Source organism: Devosia sp. 63-57, assembly GCF_001899045.1.
Taxonomy (GTDB): domain Bacteria; phylum Pseudomonadota; class Alphaproteobacteria; order Rhizobiales; family Devosiaceae; genus Devosia; species Devosia equisanguinis.
This window is the reverse complement of the sequence record NZ_MKUY01000003.1, coordinates 978721-998275: the sequence shown is the minus strand read 5'-3', so window position 1 is coordinate 998275 and position 19555 is coordinate 978721. Positions and strand designations below refer to the sequence as shown.

22 protein-coding genes are annotated in these 19555 nt (G+C 63.4%); 8 read left to right on the top strand and 14 right to left on the bottom strand.

The features are described from left to right. Positions 1 to 261 precede the first annotated feature (261 nt). Positions 262 to 1692: a DEAD/DEAH box helicase gene (locus BGO80_RS05060; RefSeq protein WP_126151190.1), complete on the top strand. Its 1431-nt coding sequence runs from the start codon at positions 262 to 264 to the stop codon at positions 1690 to 1692. Positions 1693 to 1749: 57 nt separating this feature from the next. Here the strand turns inward: BGO80_RS05060 and BGO80_RS05055 are convergent, their stop codons facing one another. Beyond that, a complete protein-coding gene (locus BGO80_RS05055; protein ID WP_286719538.1) occupies positions 1750 to 3159 on the bottom strand; it encodes an alpha,alpha-trehalose-phosphate synthase (UDP-forming) in 1410 nt (469 codons plus the stop codon). A 44-nt stretch (positions 3160 to 3203) separates the two neighbouring features. Continuing rightward, positions 3204 to 3986, bottom strand: coding sequence for a trehalose-phosphatase (otsB, locus tag BGO80_RS05050; protein ID WP_286719536.1), 783 nt, complete (start codon positions 3984 to 3986; stop codon positions 3204 to 3206). Positions 3987 to 4323: 337 nt separating this feature from the next. Here otsB and BGO80_RS05045 point away from each other — a divergent pair, with 337 nt between their 5' ends. After that, on the top strand, positions 4324 to 4491 hold the full coding sequence (locus BGO80_RS05045; RefSeq protein ID WP_164550405.1) for a hypothetical protein: 168 nt from the start codon (positions 4324 to 4326) through the stop codon (positions 4489 to 4491). A 9-nt stretch (positions 4492 to 4500) separates the two neighbouring features. On the opposite strand, the gene BGO80_RS05040 is transcribed toward BGO80_RS05045, so the two are convergent. The 6 genes from BGO80_RS05040 to BGO80_RS05015 all read right to left on the bottom strand — a co-directional run bounded on the left by BGO80_RS05040 (position 4501) and on the right by BGO80_RS05015 (position 8925). Beyond that, positions 4501 to 5130, bottom strand: coding sequence for a nucleoside deaminase (locus tag BGO80_RS05040; RefSeq protein WP_502686541.1), 630 nt, complete (start codon positions 5128 to 5130; stop codon positions 4501 to 4503). Continuing rightward, entirely contained in the window at positions 5127 to 5900 is a 774-nt protein-coding gene (locus tag BGO80_RS05035) for an META domain-containing protein (RefSeq protein WP_286719532.1), read from the bottom strand. The genes BGO80_RS05040 and BGO80_RS05035 overlap by 4 nt, the downstream gene beginning before the upstream one ends. Positions 5901 to 5993: 93 nt before the next feature. Then, entirely contained in the window at positions 5994 to 6488 is a 495-nt protein-coding gene (locus tag BGO80_RS05030; protein WP_126151185.1) for an ureidoglycolate lyase, read from the bottom strand. Between the two features lie 3 nt (positions 6489 to 6491). Beyond that, complete coding sequence (locus BGO80_RS05025; protein WP_286719529.1) at positions 6492 to 7310, bottom strand: bifunctional allantoicase/(S)-ureidoglycine aminohydrolase; 819 nt, start codon at positions 7308 to 7310, stop codon at positions 6492 to 6494. 74 nt (positions 7311 to 7384) lie between these two features. Beyond that, positions 7385 to 8503 (bottom strand): baeRF8 domain-containing protein, encoded by a 1119-nt coding sequence (locus BGO80_RS05020; RefSeq protein WP_286719527.1) that lies wholly within the window; start codon positions 8501 to 8503, stop codon positions 7385 to 7387. 89 nt (positions 8504 to 8592) lie between these two features. Then, positions 8593 to 8925, bottom strand: a complete 333-nt coding sequence (locus BGO80_RS05015; RefSeq protein ID WP_126151182.1) for an ArsR/SmtB family transcription factor — start codon at positions 8923 to 8925, stop codon at positions 8593 to 8595. A 50-nt stretch (positions 8926 to 8975) separates the two neighbouring features. Between BGO80_RS05015 and BGO80_RS05010 the strand changes: the two genes are divergently transcribed. Together BGO80_RS05010 and BGO80_RS05005 are read left to right on the top strand one after the other, a co-directional pair. Beyond that, the gene (locus BGO80_RS05010) at positions 8976 to 9434 is read left to right on the top strand and encodes an SRPBCC family protein (RefSeq protein ID WP_286719524.1); all 459 of its coding nucleotides are present in this window, start codon (positions 8976 to 8978) and stop codon (positions 9432 to 9434) included. After that, the gene (locus tag BGO80_RS05005; RefSeq protein ID WP_126151180.1) at positions 9431 to 9883 is read left to right on the top strand and encodes an SRPBCC family protein; all 453 of its coding nucleotides are present in this window, start codon (positions 9431 to 9433) and stop codon (positions 9881 to 9883) included. The genes BGO80_RS05010 and BGO80_RS05005 overlap by 4 nt, the downstream gene beginning before the upstream one ends. Here the strand turns inward: BGO80_RS05005 and puuE are convergent. The 6 genes from puuE to BGO80_RS04975 all read right to left on the bottom strand — a co-directional run bounded on the left by puuE (position 9880) and on the right by BGO80_RS04975 (position 14075). After that, positions 9880 to 11298, bottom strand: a complete 1419-nt coding sequence (gene puuE / locus BGO80_RS05000) for an allantoinase PuuE (protein WP_286719522.1) — start codon at positions 11296 to 11298, stop codon at positions 9880 to 9882. The genes BGO80_RS05005 and puuE overlap by 4 nt on opposite strands. A 108-nt stretch (positions 11299 to 11406) precedes the next feature. Continuing rightward, a complete protein-coding gene (locus BGO80_RS04995; RefSeq protein WP_286719626.1) occupies positions 11407 to 11826 on the bottom strand; it encodes an SRPBCC family protein in 420 nt (139 codons plus the stop codon). A 13-nt stretch (positions 11827 to 11839) separates the two neighbouring features. Next, positions 11840 to 12259, bottom strand: a complete 420-nt coding sequence (locus BGO80_RS04990) for a DUF1801 domain-containing protein (protein ID WP_286719520.1) — start codon at positions 12257 to 12259, stop codon at positions 11840 to 11842. A 4-nt stretch (positions 12260 to 12263) separates the two neighbouring features. Next, on the bottom strand, positions 12264 to 12701 hold the full coding sequence (locus BGO80_RS04985) for a DUF1801 domain-containing protein (RefSeq protein WP_286719519.1): 438 nt from the start codon (positions 12699 to 12701) through the stop codon (positions 12264 to 12266). After that, positions 12698 to 13027 carry an ArsR/SmtB family transcription factor gene (locus BGO80_RS04980; RefSeq protein WP_126151175.1) on the bottom strand — a complete coding sequence of 110 codons (330 nt, stop codon included), beginning with the start codon at positions 13025 to 13027 and terminating at the stop codon, positions 12698 to 12700. The genes BGO80_RS04985 and BGO80_RS04980 overlap by 4 nt, the downstream gene beginning before the upstream one ends. Positions 13028 to 13094: 67 nt before the next feature. Continuing rightward, positions 13095 to 14075, bottom strand: a complete 981-nt coding sequence (locus tag BGO80_RS04975) for a LysR family transcriptional regulator (RefSeq protein ID WP_164550404.1) — start codon at positions 14073 to 14075, stop codon at positions 13095 to 13097. A gap of 163 nt (positions 14076 to 14238) precedes the next feature. Here BGO80_RS04975 and uraH point away from each other — a divergent pair, with 163 nt between their 5' ends. From uraH to xdhC, 4 genes are all read left to right on the top strand, one after another. Next, a complete protein-coding gene (gene uraH / locus BGO80_RS04970) occupies positions 14239 to 14592 on the top strand; it encodes a hydroxyisourate hydrolase (protein WP_286719515.1) in 354 nt (117 codons plus the stop codon). 3 nt (positions 14593 to 14595) lie between these two features. Continuing rightward, positions 14596 to 16062 (top strand): xanthine dehydrogenase small subunit, encoded by a 1467-nt coding sequence (gene xdhA / locus BGO80_RS04965; RefSeq protein ID WP_286719513.1) that lies wholly within the window; start codon positions 14596 to 14598, stop codon positions 16060 to 16062. 160 nt (positions 16063 to 16222) lie between these two features. Continuing rightward, positions 16223 to 18553, top strand: coding sequence for a xanthine dehydrogenase molybdopterin binding subunit (gene xdhB / locus BGO80_RS04960; protein ID WP_286719510.1), 2331 nt, complete (start codon positions 16223 to 16225; stop codon positions 18551 to 18553). Positions 18554 to 18700: 147 nt separating this feature from the next. Then, entirely contained in the window at positions 18701 to 19555 is an 855-nt protein-coding gene (xdhC, locus tag BGO80_RS04955; RefSeq protein ID WP_286719508.1) for a xanthine dehydrogenase accessory protein XdhC, read from the top strand.

The window sequence follows — 19555 nt, the reverse complement described above, 5'->3', positions numbered from 1 at the left end:
CAGCGGGCAACTGCCGCGCTTGCCTTTTTCTCCTATCTCCCCCATATGGGGGTCACGTCGCGGCAGAATGACCGTCGATGGACTTCTCTTCTTACTCACGCGGTGAGCGGCGAAGTCAGCCCGGAGACCTCAGAATGGTCCGGGTTTGAGCCAGCACCCGCGCGATATCTCCCTATCGCCCGATTGCATATTCCAATAAGCGCCAGCCGCATCGCGGCTCAGGCGCCTGCGCGGTTTCGCGCAACATGAAAGACGAAAACTTTGAACGATTTCATTTCGCTCGGCCTGCCGACCCTTCTCACCGACAGCCTGACTGCCGGCGGCTTCACCGAGCCCACTAAAATCCAGACCCAGGCGATCCCCAAACTGCTCGAAGGCCGGGACATGCTGGGCATCGCCCAGACCGGTTCGGGCAAGACGGCGGCTTTCGGCCTGCCGATCCTGGCCGGGATCATGGGCCTTACCGGCCGTCCGCGGCCGATGACCACCCGCGCGCTCATTCTTGCCCCCACCCGTGAACTGGCCGTGCAGATCGAAGAGAACCTGCGCAAATTCGCCGGCTCCAAGATGAAGCTCGACACCGTGCTGGTGCTCGGTGGCGTGTCGCGCTACCACCAGGTCGGCAAGATCGCCAAGGGCGTCGACGTGGTCGTGGCCACGCCGGGTCGCCTCAAGGACCTGATGGACGACAACAAGATCCGCCTCAACGAAACGCGCTGGCTGGTGCTGGACGAAGCCGACCGCATGCTCGACATGGGCTTCATCGCCCCGGTGCGCGCCATTGCCAAGCAGATCGGCCTGCGTCGCCAGACCATGTTGTTCTCCGCCACCATGGCGGCCGAGATCGAAGACCTGGCCAAGACGCTCCTCAAGGAGCCGATCAAGGTCGAGGCCGCGCCGCAGGGCTCCACCGTGGTCAAGATCGACCAGCGGGTGATCATGTCCGGCTCCAAGGCCAAGCGCGGCGTGCTCAACGACCTGCTCGCCGATGAGAAGGAAGGCATGGATCGCGTCATTATCTTCTCGCGCACCAAGCATGGTGCCGACCGCGTCGCCAAGAATCTGGCCATCGACGGGCACGAGGCTGCAGCCATCCACGGCAATAAGAGCCAGAATGCTCGCCAGGCGGCGCTCAAGGGCTTTGCCAGTGGTTCGGTGCGCATTCTCGTCGCTACGGACATCGCGGCGCGCGGTATCGACGTCAAGGACATCACCCATGTGGTGAATTATGAGCTGCCCGACGATCCGGAAAACTATGTCCACCGCATTGGTCGCACCGGCCGCAATGGCGCTTCCGGCATCGCCATCACCCTGTGTGACGGCACCGAAAAGGGCAAGCTGCGGGATGTCGAAAAGCTGATCCGCCGGACCCTGCCGGTCTCCGGCGACGTCAATCTGGTCGAGGAAGTGCAGGCGCCGCGCGCACCGCGCAATGCCCCGGGTGCACCGGCCGGCGCGCGCACCGCTCGCAATCCCAAGCCGAACCCGCGCAAGTTCAACACGCCGCGTCCCGGCGGCGAACGCACCAAGGCGGCAGTGCCTGCCAATGGTGAGCGCACCGGCGCTGCTCCCGGCAAGATGGTCCGCCGCGATTCCGAAACCGGCAAGGTGATCAATGCCAAGCCGGGCAAGCCGCGCTGGACCAAGGGTCAGCGCGACGCCGGCAAGGCCCGTCGCGCCGCCAATAGCTGATAATGAAATGGGCGGCCCTCGGGTCGCCCTTTTCGTTGGCAGTCTTGGATGACGTCCTCAAGCCACCGAAGCCAGATAGAGAATGTCGCGGCTGCTGCTCGTGGACGTGGCGCCGGGAGCGAGGCGGTCGAGGAAGCGCAGGGCCCAGTCGTTGACATTGTGGTGCCGTGCGGCTTCCATCAGCGCGGTCCAGCGCTGGCGGCGTTCATCGAGCGGCATGTCGAGAGCCATGCGTAAGGCTTCGGCGGTCTCGTCGGTATCGAAGGGATTGACCAGCAGCGCGTCGGGAAAGATCTCGGCGGCGCCGGCAAAGCGAGACAGTACCAGCACACCCGGGTCATCCGGGTTCTGGGCGCCGACAAATTCGTGCGCGACGAGGTTCATGCCGTCGCGCAGCGGCGTGACCAGAGCGGCGCGTGACAGGCGATAAAGCCCGGCAAGGCTGGGTTGGCCATAGGCGCGTTTCACATAGGTCAGGGGCTGCCAATCGGGCTCGGCAAAGCGGCCCATGACCCGCCCGCACATGGCATCGAGCGCATCGCTGGTTTCCTGATACTGCTTGATGGTGTCGCGCGAGGGCGGGGCTACCTGCAGGAAATGCACGCCGCGGCGTAGGCGCGGATTATTGGCGAGGAGCTTTTCATAGGCTTCGACGCGCTGCGGCAGGCCCTTGGAATAATCGAGACGATCGACACCCAGGACAAGCCGCTGGTTGCCCAGGACGCGCTCCATGCGCTTGACCATCTTGGTGGCGGCCGGGCTGGTGGACATGCGCGCAAAGGCATCCGGTTCCGATCCGATCGGGAAGACTTCGATTTCGGTGCGGCTGAAATCCACCGGCTGCGTGTGCGCGCCAAAAGTCGACGGGGCCTGGTGCTCGGCAAATTCGGTGAAGGCGGCGACGTCGCGCTGCGCCTGCATGCCGATAAGGTCATAGCGCGAGAGATCGTGCATGAGTTCGCCATGGTGGGGAATGGCGTAAAGCGCATCGGTCGTGGGGAAGGGGATGTGCAGGTAGAAACCGATGCGGTTGCGCGCCCCCAGATTGCGCAATTCGGTGGCCAGCGGAATGAGATGGTAGTCGTGGACCCAGACGACATCGTCGGGGCGCAGAACTGCCATCAGGGCCTTGGCGAATTGCTGGTTCACCCGCCTGTAACCCTCGTACCAATGGCTCTCGATATTGGCGAGGTCGAGCCGCAGGTGGAAGCTGGGCCAGAGGATGGAGTTGGAAAAGCCGGAATAATAAGCATGGTAGTCGTCGCGCGTCAGGTCGATCTGGGCGATGTCGAGGCCGTCGATATTTTCGAACCTGGCCTCGCGCGCCGGGTCTTCGGAGAGTTTGCCGGACCAGCCGAACCAAAACCCCTCTCTCTCGTCGAGCACTTTGCGCAGGGCGACGGCGAGCCCCCCTGCGGCGGGCTCACGCCCGGGTGTGCGATTGGATACGATGACGATGCGGCTCATAGGTCTGTCGGTCCCTATTTTCTGGTTGAAGGATGTGTGGCGGATCAGTGCTCTGTCATGTCTCCGCTCAAATGGACGCGTTCGGCCATGTCGCCCAGGCCCCGCAGCAGCGCCCGCACCGATTGCACATCGGCGATACGCATGCGGGCGAAGGTTTCCCCAGGCCCCAGCTTGATGCCGATCCCACCCAGTTCCTGGGCGGCGAGAAACGCATCCTCGTCGGTGCGATCGTCGCCGATAAAGACCGGAATACGGCCGGCAAAGGGCTCTTCCTGCATGAAGGCGCGCAGGGCAGCGCCCTTGTCGAAGGCCGCCGGGCGGGCTTCGATCACCATCTTGCCGGGAACGAGGGTAAAGCCGGGATAGTCCACCAGCGCCTCTTCCATAGCCAGATGGCAGGCGCCCTCGAGTTCGGGGGCCTGGCGGAAATGCAGGGCCACCGAGCCCTCCTTGGTTTCCACCAGGAGATTAGGATTGGCCTGCGCCAGCGGTTCGATGGCCCGGGCAATATCATGCGCGGCACTGACGATGCTGTCGTCGGGCAATTCCAGTGAGCCGTCCACCCGGCGCCGTTGCGCGCCATGGGCGCCGGCGACAGGCAATTGCAGTGGGTGCAGGAACCGGTCGATATCGGCGATTTCGCGCCCGGTGATGACGGCAAAGGCGTGATCGAAGCGGCGGATCGCCTGATCCAATTCTTCGGTCAATTCGTCGGGCACCGAAACGGCATCTGGGGTTTCGGCGATATCGACGAGCGTGCCATCGAAATCGGTGAAAACGGCGAGCCGGGGCGTGGCGTCGCCGTGCTGGACGATTGCATCGGTCATGGTCGAGCCTTGTCTGGATTGCGTCTTAACCTTTCAACGCCCCATCGTGGCAAAAGGTTCGTGCCTCATGGCAGCCATGCGCGAAGGCGGCTTTCTGAATGCATTCTTAATGGGGCATTCGACAGCGGTTCAAAGCGACACACATATCCAACGGACAGGATCGCAACCCGGCCAGGCCGGAAAGTCCAAGCGTCAACCCGTCCGGAACCGAGACCGATGTACCAGATCGTCCTAACAGCCCTTTTCGCCCTTGCCCTCAGCGTTCTTACTTTTGCCGCATCCATGGCGGAAGTGCCACGCAGCGAGATGTCTCCCGCGATTCTGGTGGCTGAATAAAATGGTCAATATCGTCAAGCTGCGGGCGCTGCGCGCCGACGGGATCGGTGCCCGCCTCTGGCAGTGGATGGCTCAGCGGCACCTGCCGCAGGTGCCCTCGCCGGTTGAAGCCGTAGAGGCCGTTCGGGCGGTGCGCCGCCCGCTGAAATCGGTGCGCAAACCGGCCTAGAATTGTGCCTCAGGCCAGGGGAATGCCCTTGTTGCCCTTGTCCGCCTGATAAGTGGCCGACAGGTTGTTGTAGAGCGCGTTGATGTCGTCGATACGCCCGGTCAGGCTCTCGCGATGGTCCCGGTCGAGGCCGGCGATCAGTTCCTGCAAGCCATGGCTGGTGAAAAAGGCGTTGCTGCGATTATAGAGCGGGCGATCCGGCGAGGCCGCTTCCATGCCCGGCTCGGGTACCGCATAGACCGCTTGCAGGATCTGGATATCGTAGGGAATGGCGAAGCTGTCGCGGCTATCCTGGTGGCTGAACAGATAATAGAAATTGTCGAAGCCCGACCAGGTGATGCCGGAAAGGCAAAGCGAACAGGGTTCGTGGGTGGCGAGGAACAGGCAGTCTTTCGTCGCCGGGCGCTGGTCGGCGGGGAGTTCGAAGAAGCGCTTGATGGCATGCATTTCGCCGTGCCACAGCGGATTGTCGATCTCGTTATTGGTTTCGGCCACCACGACCGAGAGGTCGGACTTGCGCAGGATGGCGGCGCCGAAGAGCTTGTTTCCCCTGGCCACGCCCTTCGATGTCACCGGAGCGATATCGTGCTCGATAACGTCGAGCAGGCGGGAAACGAGATTGGCAGTGTCCAAGTCTATTGCTCCTTGGCGGCAACGAAGCCGATCAGCGGGATGCCTGCAGCGTCGAGCAGACGCAGGCTGTTGTCGCTGACCTCATAGCGCGAAACCGCCGCCAGGGCAGCGAAAAAGCTCAGCTCTTCCGCCATTGCATCGGGAGCGCAGGCCATGCGGGTCGCCGCTGCCGGGCCAAAGCTCAAAGCTGCGCCATCAATGCTCGCTTCGGTGAAGTAGCGGTTGCAGCCGCCAAAGCCACTGGTGCGCAGATCGGCTTCGATCGTCATGGTCGGTTTGCGCTGGCCGGTCACCGGTTTGCCGCCAATGCTGGTCGCTTCCCATGCCTGTCCAATGAGCGCCGGGTCGGGCATGGGCAAAATCGGCTCGGGGGTGGGCGGCACCGGCTGGCTGGCCACCCGCTGCACGAGAATGCTGAGGCCGGTCGGGTTTGCGAGGTCTATCGGGACCGGAGCGGGCGTGGCGAACACCAGCATGTCGCCATGACGGATTTCGGCGACCAGCCCATAGCGACCTGGCGTCCTGTCGAGGCTGCTGCGCACATTGAGCAAGAAGCTGAGTGGGGATTGCGCCTTGGTGCCGATGGTCTGGCCGGCGCCCACCACCGGCTTGCCATCGGGCAGGGACACCACGCCGACATGCAGCACGGCGCCTGCCGGCAGGGCCATGCGCTCGCGATAGACCACGTCGCCGGAAAGGGTCAGCGGTGCGGCCAGTGCCGGCATCAGCATGAGCAGAAAGGCCGCGATGACCTGAGCGAGGCGGGACGCAAACATAGCCAAATTCCTTCAAGGGTCGACGCATTCTAGCGCAGTCCCCATCGGGGCGCGACCGACTCTGCCCATTAGGGTTACGAGGCCGGCGTCAGATCAACGCCTGATCTCGATTGGCGTTTCAAAGAAATGCTCTTCGAGATTATTGCCGTCGCCGCCGCGATCGACCACCAGATAACGGCTCTCTCTTTCGAGCGGGGTCAGCACGCCGTGCCAGGTGTTCATGGCGATGTTGACGCCTTGGCCCGCTGCCGGGGCAAAGGCGCGCAGCCGGGTCGGCATGCCGCCCTGGTCTTCGGCCACGATCACCAGCCATGGCGCGTCGGACAAGGGATAGAAGGCCTGGCTGCCGAGAGGATGGCGCTCGACCATTTTCAGCGCCAGGGGCAGGGCGTAGGGCTGTCCATGGAAGATCGAGATCAGCGGGCGCGGATGCACGCCGCCCAGCTCGATCCGCGCCAGATCGTGGTAGCGCTCGGTCATCCCCGAATTGATGGGATAATGGTGGGCGCCTTCGGTGGTGATCACCTGCCCGAAGGGGGCGAAGGCCTCGGCAGTCAGCGGTTCGATGATGACAGGGCGGTCGGTCATGGCTCAGAACGGCAGCTTGGCGTGGCGGTTGACGTCCTTGTAGAGCAGGTAGCGGAAGCGCTCCGGCCCGGCATAGCAGGCCTGCGGGCAGAAGGCGCGCAGCCACATGAAGTCCCCGGTTTCCACCTCGACCCAATCGCGATTGAGCCGGTAGACCGCCTTGCCTTCGAGCACATAAAGCCCGTGCTCCATGACGTGGGTTTCCTCGAAGGGAATGACCGCGCCGGGCTCGAGGGTGACGATATTGACATGCATGTCGTGGCGCAGATCGGTAGGCTCGACGAAGCGGGTCGTGCCCCAGCGATCATTGGTGCCGGGCATCCAGCGAATAGGCTCGTCCTGCTCGTTGGTGACGAAGGCGGACGGTATGTCGACGCCGTCCACCAGCTCGTAGCGCTTGCGCACCCAATGGAAGCGCACCGGGACGGTGGATTTGTTGACCAGGCTCCAAGCGCAGCCCGGCGGCAGGAAGGCATAGCCGCCCTCCTTGAGCAGATGCGTCTCACCCTCCAGGGTCAGCGTCATCTGGCCGGAGACCACGAAGAGCACGCCCTCGGCTTCGCGATTGGGCTCGGGCCTTTCGCTGCCGCCGCCAGGAAGCACCTCGACGATATATTGCGAGAAGGTTTCGGCAAAGCCGCTGAGCGGGCGGGCGATGATCCAGGCGCGGGTGTCTCGCCAATGCGGCAGGTAGGAGGTGACAATGTCGCGCATCACCCCGGCCGGCAGGAAGGCATAGGCCTCGGTGAAAACCGCGCGCTGGGTATGCAGGGTCATCTGTCCGGGCAGTCCGGCGGGCGGGGTGGCATAGGTCGAGGTCATGATGCGCTACCGAATAAAGGGGTGGCGAGACTGGCCCGCCACCCGAATGCTTAGCGGCAAGTCGGGGCCTTTGGCTAGACGGTGTAGCGCAGCACTGCGGCGAGGTCGCCCTTGCCGGGGATATCGTCGCGCCGGACGGCCATTACCGTTGCGCCACTGGCCAGCGCCCGGCCGGCGATTTCATCGACGATCCCGTAGTCGACCGCATCAGGCGTATCCGAGAAGCTGATAGCGCCGTTTTCCTCGTCAATGGTGCCATTGACGACATTGTCGATGTCGACGAGCAGAGTATCGACGGCGCCGAAAGTGGCGGCACGGGCGGCATCGGAGAGATCGGTGGTTGCCCGGTTCTGGCCGTTGCGGGTGTCGAACAGCGTGGCGAAGTCGGCAATCTTGCGCGCATAACGGGCATCGAGCACCTTGCGGGCGGCATCGGCCAGCTCGCCTTCAGCCAGTCGGTCGGGGCTGCCGGCAATGATGTCGGGCTCGAAATCGAGGCCGCTCACCGAACGGACCAGCGACGCCACAGGCTCGGTGGCGGCGAGGATCAGCGGCAGGTCCTGGTGTGCGAGGACCGGGCGCAAGGCGGCATCGACGCGGCGGATATATTTGGCCAGCTGCACCTTCTGGCCTTCCGAGCCATGGATGCGGCGGCTATGCGAGCGATCATTGATAGTAGACTTGTTCACCGCGTCGGCGGCACCGTCCGGGAAGCCGGATACGGCGACTTCGCTGGCCGGCAGGTCGGCGGCGATCTCCACCAGCCGCACCTTGTTCTCAGAAATGGCCAGCACATGGGCGGCATTGCGGAAGGTCACGGCGCGCAATAGCGGCTTGAGATGGAAGCGATCGGACACCTCGACCATATCGGTCAGTCGATTGGCCAGCCGGAACGTGCGGATATTGTCCGGGGTGGCAAAGATGGCGAGGCTGTGCGCCTGCTGGCGCCAGAAATCGTCGTCCTCGGCCAGATCGTCCAGTTCTTCGATGAGGCTGGCAAGACGCTTCTTGTCGATACCCGCGTCTGCCAATTGGGTCAGGGCATCCTTGCCCAGATTGCCAAAGGTTATCCTGCTTTTTTCGATATCCTGGGTGAGTGGCGTGGTTTCGAGGTAGATGGAAACGCTGGCGTCGTCTCGTGCGGCTCGAAGGGCGGTGAGGTCCTTCTGGGTCGGGATGTCGACATAAAGCATGCGGCCAAAGTCCTTTCAGTGACAGAGTTACTGAAGGCAAAAGGCCTGCCCGCCGGGTCTGTTCCGAAATCGGCCTGACAATAGCGTGATCAGACGGCGGGCTCTTCGACATGGCGCTTGAGACGGCTGAGCATGCCGGCGGCATAGGCGGCGTAGGGGCCGATCCAGCGTTCGTGAATGGCGTGAACAGGCATTGCATCGAGGTGGTTCCAACGCTCGCGGCCGCGCTTTTCGGCGACGACGAGCCCGGCATTCTCCAGCACGCCCAGATGCTGCATGACGGTGCAGCGGTCCAGACCGGGAAACCGGTCGCAGAGCATGCCTGTCGTCAACGGCTCTGCTTTCAGCGCATCCAGAATGCGGCGGCGCGCGCGGTGGCTCAAGGCCTTGAAAATCAGGTCGTCGGCGTCGTCATTTGACATGTTATAAAAATATAACATATTGTGATCGAGGTCAAGCCGAGGAGGTTGGTATGGCTTATGAGTTCACAGTGGGTGGACGTATATCCCGTCCGGTCCATGACGTGTTCGAGGCGGTGGCCGATCCGGCCAGGCTGTCGGGCTATTTCACCACGGGCGGCGCCAAGGGCCGGCTCGAAACCGGCGCCGTGGTGACCTGGGACTTTCATGACTTCCCCGGCGCTTTTCCGGTGCATGTCGTCGAAGTCGTGCCCGACCGGAAGATCGTGCTGCGCTGGGATGCGCCGCCCGATGATGATGCGGCCGGCCTCTACCAGACGACGGTCACCATGACCTTCGAGGCGCTGGAAGATGGCCGTACGTTGGTGCACATCCACGAGGCGGGCTGGCGCGAAAACGAAGCGGGGCAGAAGGCGTCTTATGGCAATTGCGAAGGCTGGACCGGCATGCTGGCCGCGATGAAGGCCTATGTCGAGCACGGTATCAACCTGCGGGACGGCTTCTACAAATGAGCACGGTGACCGCACGGGCCGAGTACGAATTTGCCAGTCTTTCGGCCGAACAGGTGTATGACGCCTGGCTGATGCCTGAACGTGCAAGACAGTGGATGACCGCGCAATTGCAGGCAAAAACGCCGGACGAGGTTGTTACCCGGGTAGAGATCGAGCCGGTGACCGGCGGAAAGTTCGTCTTCGCCGATAGCCGGGATGGGTCGGAGGCCTGGGGCACCTACAAGCGCCTCGATCGGCCGACCCGTATCGCATTCAGCTGGTTCGTGACACCCGAAGAAGAGGCAGAGGACAGTTCGCTGGTGACGCTGGAGATCGAACCGCGCGGCAAAGGGTGCCAGGTGCGGGTCACGCACGACATGGACGCCGAATGGGCCGAGTATGTCCCCCAGACGGCAGCGGCATGGGGCGCGATGTTGGCCGCGATCGATACAGCGTTCGGTTCGCGCTAGGGCAGAACTGCCTTCAAGCGCAGCAGGGCGATGCGTTCGACTTGCGCGCAGGCGGTGGCGAATTCCTCGGCCGCGGAATTGGCTATGCGTTTCTCGAAACTGGCCAGGATCGACGCCTTGTCGTGGTCGCGCACCGCGATGATGAAGGGAAAGCCGAACTTTTCGACATAGGTGGTGTTGAGCGCGGTGAATTTCTCGCGCTCGGCATCGGTCAGCGCGTCGAGGCCGGCCGAGGCCTGTTCGGCGGTGGAGTCGGCGGTGAGGCGCTTGGCGGCGGCCAGCTTGCCGGCCAGATCGGGGTGAGCGCGCAAAACGGCGAGGCGCTCTTCGGGCGTCGCCAGGCGGAACTGGGTCCGCAGCGCGAAATGCAGGCCGATGGCGGTGTCATTGGCGGGACCCATCTCGCCTGCCCAGGCGCGGTCGGCGATCCAGTGGGAATGCTCGAAGATTGAGCCGAAGCGTTCGACGAACTCCGCTTTCTCCATCTGGCTCGGCACCATTTCTGGCGCCATATAGGGATGTTCCTTGGCCCAGTGCTGGGCAATCTCGAGCCGGGTGGGGATCCAGACCTTGTCGAAGCCCTTGATATAGTCGACGAACTTCTTGAGCCCTTGATAGCGCCCCGGCTGTCCCACCAGACGGCAATGCAGGCCCAGCGACATCATCTTGGGTGAGCCCGCCTGGCCTTCGGCATAAAGGCAGTCAAAGCTGTCCTTGAGGAAGGTGAAATATTCCTCGCCATTGTCGAAGCCCGGCGCGGTCACGAAACGCATGTCGTTGGCCGAAAGCGTATAGGGGATGATGAGCTGCGGGGTGCCGGCGATCACCTTCCAATAGGGCAGGTCGTCGTCATAGGTGTCCGAGATATAGGCAAAGCCGCCGGCCTCGGCGACCAGCTCGACGGTATTGAGGCTGGAGCGTCCAGTGTACCAGCCGAGCGGGCGCGCTCCCGTTGCGATGGTGTGGAGCCGAATGGCCTCGGCGATCTGGGCGCGTTCCTCCTCGGGCGGCATGTCCTTGTGCTGCACCCATTTGAGCCCATGGCTGGCGATTTCCCAACCGGCCTCCTGCATGGCGGCCAGCTGGGCCGGCGCGCGCATCAGCGCGGTGGCGACGCCATAGATGGTGACCGGCAGGTTCGCCTCGGTGAACAGCCGATGCAGCCGCCAGAAGCCGGCGCGGGCGCCGTATTCATACATGGACTCGACATTGGCGTGGCGCTGGCCCGGCCAGGGCGCAGCACCGAGCACGTCGACCAGGAAGGCCTCGGAGGCCGCATCGCCATGCAGCACGCAGTTCTCCCCGCCCTCTTCGTAATTGAGCACGAATTGCACCGCCACGTGCGCGCCGCCCGGCCAGTTGGCATTGGGAGGGGTCTGGCCATAGCCATGCATGTCACGGGGGTAGCGGTTCATAGGAGGTCTCTTCAAAGTCAGGCTGAGACCAATGGTAAGCAAAAGGCAGGGTGCGGCGCTAGGGGGTGAGCGATGGAGCGTCGCGATCCACCGTTCCGCGCCACCCGCCTAATCCAACGTCCCCACCAGAGTATCCAGCTTGTTGAAAAAGCCCTTCCAGCCGGCATGGGCGCCGCCATAGGCCTGTTTCTGGTCGGGGCGGAAGCCGGATTGCTCGACGCGCAGCATGGTGCCGGTGCCGCTGGGAGTAAGCGTATAGGTGACGACACTTTTCAGCGCATAGGTCGGGTCATCGTTGGTGAAGTCCCAGGTATAGGAGAGGCTGCGCTGGGGATCGATTTCAAGCACTTCGCAGTCGAGCACGCCGCCCCATTCGCCGCGCAGCTTGAACTTGTGGCCGACCACCGGCGCGAAATCGTTCTGCATCAGCCAGTCGGCGATCAGCTGCTGTTGCGTCAGGGCGCGCCAGACCTTTTCAGGCGCATGGGCGAGCTCGCGCTCGATGACGACGGAGCGGGTTTCGGCGATGCTCATGAGAATCTCACGTTTTGGTTTTGGCGGGTTTGGCGCGGTTGGCGGCAGCGGCTTCGCGGATCAGGGCGATGAAACCGGCCTCGTTGATGCTCTCGTCCTCGAAGAAATCGATGGCGCGGCGCACATTGCCCTCAAGGCTGGAATTGAAGAGTTTTTCGGCGTCCGCCAGTGCTGCGCCTTTGGGGAAGGTGGTTTTCACGTAAGCCTTGTAGACTTCGCCGGTGCACAGAATGCCGTCCGCCGACCATACCGGCTTGCCCCATTTCCATTCCTCGACCACGTCGGGCAGCGCCTCGTGGATGAGTCGGCGGATCGTGGCGAGCTTTTCGCCACGCCAATCGGGCAGGGCGGCGATGCGCTGGTCAATGAGTTCGCTCGGCGTGGCGCCGGTGGCGAGGTCGGCGGCACTGTTCTTGGAAAAGGCCATGGGGTTACATCCTTTCGCCGGGCAGGAGGCTGGCCTGCTTCACCCACTCGGCGAAGCGGCCCGCGTCGAATTCATCGGTTTCGTAAATGTCGAGATAGCGCACATGCGCCTGCTTGGACGTGCCCGGCGGGACCGGATCGAGATGGGCGCCCTGGAAGAACGAGACTTTCACGTAGCGGGTGAGGCAGTGAAAGCCGAGGAACCAGACATCCGTCTCCGTTCCGTAAAGCGGAGAATTCCACTTCACCGCCTTTTCGACATTGGGCAGGGTTTGGGTGATCACGGCGTCGAGGCGGCGGCCGACTTCTGATTGCCAGCCGGGCATGGCGGCGATGTAGCGCTGCACCACGGCGTCGCCATAACCCTTGGCGATTTGCGGATTGCCGCCGGCCAGGCGGGCAATGCCATCCGGCCCGGGCTTTAGGGCGGGGCGCCGGGTCATTGATCCATCCTTGTCAGCGTGTTTTCCAGCGCGTCGAGACGCGTGTTCCAGAAACTGGTCATCTCGCGGGTCCAGTCCAGCAGCGGCGCCAGCGCATCGGTGCGGGCGGTGTAATGGGTCTGGCGCCCGGCATGGCGGTCCTGCACCAGGCCGGCCTGCCTGAGCACTACCAGGTGCTTGGAGACGGTCGGCTGGGATACGCCGGCCCAGTCGGTAAGCGCGCCCACGGTCTGCTCGCCATCGCGACACAGCCGCTCGAAGATCGCCCGCCGCGTTGGATCGGCGAGAGAGCGGAAGAGCAGGTCGTGGGGCAGGGGTGCTGACATATATTCACCGTTGGCTATGAATTAATTCATAGCTGAATGGCTATGCGTGTCAAGCGTCCGGGCTTGCTTAAATCGCCCCGGGCATGGACAGGCTTTCGAAATAGCCCTTGGCGTGTTCGTAAAAGATCGCCGGCGCCAGGTGCAGGGCGCCACCATTGCGCACCAGAATGCCGAAGCGATTAGTGGGCAGGCCGCCATCCTGCAATTGCTTGAACACCAGCCGCCCGGCGGCGATGTCATTCTGGGCGCCGATCGGGGTCATGATCGAGGCATAGTGCCCGCCCAGCGCCAGTTCCACCAGCATGCGGATCGAATCCACCTCCACCAGCGGCGGGGTGATGGCCGCCGAGGAGCGCAGAAAGGGCTCGATGACTTCGCGGATGGAGATTTCCGGCTTGCCCACGGCCAGCGGGTGTTCGAGGCATTGCGCCATGGTGAGGTTCTGCGCCGTCGCCAGCGGATGGTCGGGAGTCATGACCACGCCGATGCTGACGTCGCGGCGAAAGGCGATGTCGACATGGCGCGTTGCCTTGGCGGTGAAGCCGAAGCCGATATCGACCCGCTCATCGACCAGTCGCTCGATGACTTCGGCCGAGGGCACGATGGAAACATCGAGATTGAGCCGGGGATAGCGGCGGCCGAAATCGCTGATCAGCTGCGGCAGGAAGGAGAGGCCGACACTCTCGACCGTGGCGATGCGTACCGAGCCGGCCCGTACCCCGCGCAGCATTTCGATCTCCGATACGGCAGCCTCCATCGGCGCGGCGAGGCGGCGGGAATGGCGGAACAGGATTTCACCGGCGGGAGAGAGGCGCAGGCGTCTTCGTTCGCGCAGGAACAGGGCAATGCCCAGTGCATCCTCGAGCTGCGCCACCTGCCTTGTGACCGCCGATGAGGCCACGTTAAGCCGCCGCGAGGCCTCGCGAATGGAGAGGTGGGTGGCCACGGCGTTAAAATAAAGCAGCGAGGGCTGGTGGAACACCCGCGCCAGGAGGCTTGCCGACAGGGCATGTTCTCGCGGCCGGTCCGGGGGCTGACGAGGATCCATGCTGGTGCTCCGTTGTTGCCGAATTGGCAGCATAGTGCTTCCAATTTAAGAGTATCAAGAGCAGTAACGCGTGTTATGGTCGGGACGGGGATGACTTTGATTGTGCATGCTGCGGTTCGGACCGGCCCCATGTTTCGACCCGGCATGCGGAAGGAGCAGCAGCATGGCGGACGGACGCCTCACCACTCACGTGCTGGACACGATGCATGGCAAGCCGGCGCGCGGCATGCGCATCGAGCTGCATTTCGTGCATGGCGACCACACCCATCATCTGCTCGACAGTTATACCAATGAAGACGGTCGGGTGGACCAGCCGCTGCTTGGGCCGGATCAGTTCCAGCAGGGCGAATTCGAAATCCGCTTCCATGTCGGTCAGTATTTCGAGCGCTTGGGCGTCGAGATTGCAACGCCATTTCTCGATGTGGTGCCGATCCGCTTCACCATTTCCGAGGACAAGCACTATCACGTGCCGCTGCTGGTAAGCCCCTTCTCCTATTCGACCTATCGGGGGAGCTGAGCCATGGTCGATGTCGCCAATGCCATCCGCTTCCTGCTCAATGGCGAGGAGGTGACGCTGACCGATGTGGCGCCGGACCTGACCCTGCTCGACTGGCTGCGGCTGGAGCGGCGCCTGCGCGGCTCCAAGGAAGGTTGCGCCGAGGGCGATTGTGGCGCCTGCACGGTGCTGGTCGGCAGGCTTGCGGGCGAAGAGATCATCTATGACTCGGTCACCGCCTGCATCCGCTTCGTCGCCAGCCTGCACGGCACCCATGTGGTGACCATCGAACATCTGCGCGGTGAAAACGGCGTCTTGCATCCGGTGCAGCAGGCCATGGTCGATCACCATGGCAGCCAGTGCGGTTTCTGCACGCCTGGCTTCGTCATGAGCCTTTATGGCTTGTGGATGCGCGAACCCAATCCGACGCGCCCGGCCATCGAGAAGGCGTTGCAGGGCAATCTCTGTCGCTGCACCGGCTATGCGCCGATCATCCGCGCGGCCGAGTCCCTTTCCCAATATGGCCAGCCGCAGGGCGATCCGCTCTGGGCCGAGCGCATTGCCGCCCGGGCCCGCATCCAGGCGCTCAATGACGGCAAGCGGGTGGAACTGGGCGCGGGCGAAAAGAAGATTTTCATCCCCGCCAGCCTCGACGATTTTGCCGATATCTACGCTGCCAATCCGCAGGCGCGCATCGTGGCCGGCTCCACCGATGTGGGGCTCTGGGTCACCAAGTTCATGCGCCCGATCGGGCCGGTGATCTTTATCGGCCATCTGCAGGAACTGCGCCGCGTCGTCGAGACCGAGGCCGGTGTCGAAATCTTTGCCGGCGTTTCCTATTCGGAAGCCTTCCCGCTGATCGAGACCCGTTTCCCGCACCTCAATGAATTGTGGAACCGCATTGCCGGCGAACAGGTGCGCAATATGGGCACGATCGGGGGCAATATCGCCAATGGCTCGCCCATCGGCGATACGCCGCCGCCCTTCATCGCCCTGGGGGCTACTTTGCGCCTCCGTCGCGGCAGCGAACGGCGCGACATCGCGCTCGAGGACTATTTCCTCGCCTATGGCAAGCAGGACCGCCAACCGGGTGAGTTTGTCGAAAGCATCACGCTGCCCGTGCTTCCCGAAGGCGAGCATTTCGCCACCTACAAGATTTCCAAGCGCCGCGACGAAGACATTTCGGCGCTGTGCGGCGCCTTCCGGGTCGCGGTTGGTGGAGACGGCATGGTGAGCCTGGCGCGCATTGCCTATGGCGGCATGGCCGGAACGCCCAAGCGCGCCAGCGCGGTGGAAGCGGCGCTGCTCGGCAAGCCCTGGACGCTTGAAAGCGTGGAAGCTGCCCTGCCAGCCTTCGCCATCGACTACCAGCCATTGTCCGATATGCGGGCTTCGGCAGAATACCGGCTGCTGACGGCGCAAAACCTGCTCAAGCGGTTCTTTCTTGAAACGCAGGGCCAAAGCGCGCGGCTGACGCGGGAGGTGGCATGATGGGCGTTCTCGTGACAGGCCCCCTCATCCGCCCTTCGGGCACCTTTTCCCACGGGGGGAGAAGGGACGTGCAGTGGCCAGAGAGGCACCATGCTAGCCTTCTCCACTTGTGGGAGAAGGTGGCTCCCGCACAGCGGGAGACGGATGAGGGGTTTTGTCCATGAACAAGCACGACGCCGCCATCAACCTTTCGGTGCTGCACACCAATACCCGCCATGACAGCGGGCCCAAGCATGTGACGGGCACTGCCGAATATATTGACGACATGGCCGAGCCGCTGGGCACCATGCATGCCTATCTTGGCCTTTCGACCAAGCCGCATGCCGAAGTGCTCGGCATGGATTTTACCGATGTCCTGAATACGCCGGGGGTGATCGGCGTGCTCACCAATGCCGACGTGCCCGGCGCGCTCGATATCAGTTCGGCGCATGTGCATGACGAGCCGCTGTTCGCTGATGGCGTGGTGCATTTCTGGGGCCAGCCGATCTTTGCGGTGATCGCTGAAACCCGCGATCAGGCGCGGCGGGCGGCACAACTGGCCAAGGTCGATTATCGCGATCTCTCCTTCTTCACCGATGTGCGCTCGGCCCAGGCGGCGGGTGGCAAGGAGGTGACCAAGCCGCTCAAGCTCGAACGCGGCGATGTCGAGGCGGGCATGGCATCAGCCCCGCGCCGCCTCAAGGGCGCCATAACCATTGGCGGGCAGGATCACTTCTATCTCGAAGGCCAGATCGCGCTGGCCATTCCGGGCGAGGACGAGGATGTGATCGTCCATTCCTCGACCCAGCACCCGAGCGAGGTGCAGCTGATTGTCGCCAATGCGCTGGGCATCCGGCAGAATGCGGTGACGGTGAATGTGCGTCGCATGGGCGGCGGCTTTGGCGGCAAGGAAACCCAGGGCAATCTCTTTGCCGTGGTGGCGGCGCTGGCGGCCAAGAAATGGAACCGCGCCTGCAAGCTGCGTCCCGACCGCGACGACGACATGAGCGCCACCGGCAAGCGGCACGATTTCGTCGTCGACTACGAAGTGGGCTTTGACGATAGCGGCAAGATTCACGCCGTCGACGCGCTCTATGCGGCGCGCGGTGGCTTTTCCGCCGACCTGTCCGGCCCGGTGACCGACCGGGCGCTGTTCCATTGCGACAATGCCTATTGGTATCCGGCGGTGCGCGCCAAGTCGCAGCCGCTCTACACCAATACCGTCTCCAACACGGCTTTCCGCGGCTTTGGCGGGCCGCAGGGCATGATGGGCGCCGAGCGCTGGATCGAGGATATCGCCTATGCGCTGGGCAAGGACCCGCTCGATATCCGCAAGGCCAATTTCTACGGCACCGACACCGACAATATCACGCCCTATCACCAGACGGTTGAGGACAATATCGTCCACCGTGTCGTGGAGGAGCTGGAAAAGAACGCCGACTACCATGCGCGGCGCCAGGCTATTCTGGATTTCAATGCCGGCAATGCTCTTCTCAAAAAGGGCATTGCCCTGACGCCGGTCAAGTTCGGCATCTCCTTCACCGCCACCTGGTACAATCAGGCCGGCGCCTTGGTGCATGTCTACAAGGACGGCTCCATCCATCTCAGCCATGGCGGCACCGAGATGGGGCAGGGGCTCTATATCAAGGTGGCGCAGGTCGTCGCCGACGCCTTCGGGGTCAATCTCGATACCGTCAAGATCATGGCCACCTCCACCGGCAAGGTGCCCAATACCTCCGCGACTGCTGCTTCATCGGGCTCCGACCTCAACGGCATGGCCGCCTGGGATGCCTGCGAGCAGATCAAGACGCGGCTGGTGGCCCATGCGGCCAAGCTCTACGGTGCCGAGGAGGCCGATTGCCAATGGGTGCAGGGCGGCATTGATGTCGGCCGCAAATTCGTGCCCTTCGCCGAGCTTGCCGCCTCTGCCTATATGAACCGGGTGCAGCTGTCGGCTGCCGGCTTCTACAAGACCCCGAAAATCCACTGGGATCGCGCTACCGGCAAGGGTCACCCCTTCTACTATTTCGCCTATGGTGCCTCGGTCAGCGAAGTCACCATCGACACGCTGACCGGCGAATATACGGTCGATCGCGTCGATATCCTGCACGATGTCGGCAAGTCGCTGAACCCCGCCATCGATATCGGCCAGATCGAAGGCGGCTTCATCCAGGGCATGGGCTGGCTCACGACCGAGGAGCTGGTCTGGGACGCCAAGGGCCAGTTGCGCACCCATGCGCCCTCGACCTACAAAATCCCGCTGGCCTCCGATATTCCGCCGGTTTTCAACGTCCACCTAGCCGAATGGTCGGTCAATCGCGAGCCAACCATCGGCCGCTCCAAGGCGGTGGGCGAGCCGCCCTTCATGCTGGCCATGAGCGTGGTGGAAGCCCTCAGCATGGCGGTGGCGAGCGTCGCTGACTATAAGATCGCCCCGCGCCTCGATACCCCGGTGACCCCAGAGCGGGTGCTGATGGGCGTCGAGCGGCTCAAACGGGAGGCGCGCGGGTGAGATTGGTCACTGACTTCATTGCAGTACCCCCACCCAACCTCCCCCTGATAGGGGGAGGGGCCGCTCCACTCGGATACGAATTTCTCGCGTTGCACTCCGATCTTCTCCTCCCCCTTCTTGAGGGGGAGGCCGGGTGGGGGTATTTCGATGAGTGAAGACCTCACCGCTTTCCTCTCCGCCAATCCCCACGCCATCGTTTGCGAACTGACCGAAGTGCGGGGATCGTCGCCGCGGGAGCGGGGCACGTTCATGCTGGTGGGCATGGGGGCGATTTTCGGCACCATTGGCGGTGGGGCGCTCGAATATATGGTCATCGACCATGCGCGGCGCCTGCTGGTCGAAGGGCGAGCCGAGGAGGCGATGGATGTGCCGCTCGGCCCTGAAATCGGCCAGTGCTGCGGCGGGCGCGTCGAAGTCTGCTTGCGCTATGCCGATACGTCCTTGCGCCGTGACCTCGTCATGCGCATTGCCCAGGAAGAGGCGTCGGCGGCGCAGGTCTATATTTTCGGCGCCGGCCATGTCGGGCGGGTGCTGGCACAGATCCTGGCGCTCTTGCCGGTGCGCATCGAGGTGATCGATACCCGCCAGGCCGAGCTCGACATGCTTGCGCCCGGCATTGCCCATCGGCGGGTTGCCATGCCCGAGGCGGTGGTCCGCGCGGCGCCCGCGGGCAGCGCCTTCGTCATCATGACCCATGACCACGCCCTGGATTTTCTGATTGCCGGGGAGGCACTGGCCCGCCGCGACGCCGCCTATGTCGGCATGGTGGGCTCGAAGACCAAGCGCGCCAAGTTTTCGAGCTGGTACCTGCAACAGGGCGGCGACGAAGACACGCTCGAGCGATTGATATTGCCCATTGGCGCGCAAGGGCTTGGGGATAAACGGCCATCGGTGATTGCGGCACTGGCAGCCGCTGAAATTATAGTCCAGATTGGGGGACGGGAAGCATCTGTCGGGCGTAAGCCCACCCCCGCAATGGAGGGGGTGGGGAGTGGACGCTGA